This is a genomic window from Streptomyces durocortorensis (assembly GCF_016901035.1).
Taxonomy (GTDB): Bacteria; Actinomycetota; Actinomycetes; order Streptomycetales; family Streptomycetaceae; genus Streptomyces; species Streptomyces durocortorensis.
Window position 1 is genome coordinate 1 of record NZ_JAFEUF010000480.1, and the last position, 1616, is coordinate 1616.

The following is a 1616-nucleotide window of genomic DNA, read 5'->3' on the forward strand; positions in this document are numbered from 1 at the left end:
GCCCCGGCCCCCACCCGCACCCTCGCGCCCGCCGACCGCTGGCGGCTCGTGCTCGGGCGGAGCGCCGAGCGGCTGCCGTCCGGCGCCGCCCGTCTGGCGACCGCGCTGGACGTGCGCTTCGGCGCGGGGCGCGGCGAGGGTTCCGGCGGCGGCCTCCTCGGTCACGGCGGCTCCGGAGCGGGCGGCGGCCGGGAGCCGTCGTTCCCCGGCGTCCGCGAGTTGTCCGAGGAACTGGCCGCGCTGTTCGGCCCCGGCGTCCGCGAGGAGGTCCTGGCCGCCGCTGCCGGGACAGGACGGCAGGACGTCCTGGCCGAACTCGACCCGGCGGCCGCCACCCCCTCCGTGGAACTGCTCCGGACGATCCTGCAGTACGCCGGCGGCCTCCCCGAAGCACGGCTGGCGGCGCTCCGCCCACTGGTGCGCCGCCTGGTCGACGAACTGACCCGGCAGCTCGCCACCCTGCTGCGCCCCGCGCTGACCGGCACGACGACGGCCCGGCCCACCCGCCGCCCCGGCGGACGGCTCGAGCTGCCCCGCACCCTGCACGCCAATCTGGCCACCTCCCGCCGGACGGCCGACGGCACGGTCCAGGTGATCCCCGAGAAGCCTGTCTTCCGCAGTCGTTCCCGCCGTTCGGCCGACTGGCGCCTGATCCTGGTCACCGACGTCTCCGGATCCATGGAGGCCTCCACGATCTGGTCCGCGCTGACCGCCTCCGTGCTCGCCGGGGTGCCGACCCTGAGCACCCATTTCCTGGCGTTCTCCACGGAGGTCGTCGACCTCACCGGCCATGTGCGCGATCCGCTCTCCCTCCTGCTGGAAGTGAGCGTGGGCGGCGGAACGCACATCGCCGCCGGGCTCCGGCATGCCCGCGGCCTGATCGAGGTGCCCTCCCGCACCCTTGTCGTCGTCATCAGCGACTTCGAGGAGGGGGCACCGCTCGCCGGACTGCTGGCCGAGGTGCGGGCCCTGGTGAACACCGGCTGCCACGTCCTCGGGTGCGCGAGCCTCGACGACGCCGGCCGGCCCCGCTACTCGACGGGCGTCGCCGGGCAGCTCGTGGCGGCCGGTATGCCCGTGGCGGCCCTCAGCCCACTCGAACTGGCCCGCTGGATAGGGGAGAAGACCGCATGAACGACGACCGGTTGCCACCCGTCGCACCGGAGGTCACGGCCACGCTCGTGGAGGGCCTCTCGCCCCGGCTGCGCAAGCGGCTGGACGCGGCGGTCACCAAGCTCGGCGCCCGCCCGACACGCCGCGACGGGGACACCGCGACGATCGAGGTCGACGACGAGACCGAGCTGCGCCTGCACGCCCCGACCGGCGTGGTGGCGAAGGCGGAGGACATCACCTGCGGTTGCCTCCTCGCCCCGGCCTGCGTCCACCGCGCGGCCGCCGCCTGCGCCGCCCCCGTGGCCGACCCGGCGCCGGACCGCGCCGAACAGCCGGCCGACCGGGCGCCGGAGCCGACCGAACAGCCCACCCCACAAGCCCCCGGACCGGCCTCGGCAACGGACCCGGCCGCCGGCACAGTCAAATATACACATCACCCAGACCACGACACAGGCACAAATAGGCGAAAGACGCAGATGGGGTGAAAAAAAAGACGTAGGGTG

General features: G+C 74.7%; 1 protein-coding gene and 1 pseudogene. Both read left to right on the plus strand.

The genetic code is table 11. The annotated features are described in order from the left end of the window. A partial coding sequence (locus JS521_RS35585) for a vWA domain-containing protein (RefSeq protein WP_205086979.1) occupies nucleotides 1–1134 on the plus strand: 1134 nt, incomplete at its 5' end. After that, nucleotides 1131–1526: pseudogene (locus JS521_RS35590) on the plus strand (hypothetical protein); the annotation flags it as partial. The gene JS521_RS35585 and the pseudogene JS521_RS35590, both read left to right, overlap by 4 nt. Nucleotides 1527–1616 lie beyond the last annotated feature (90 nt).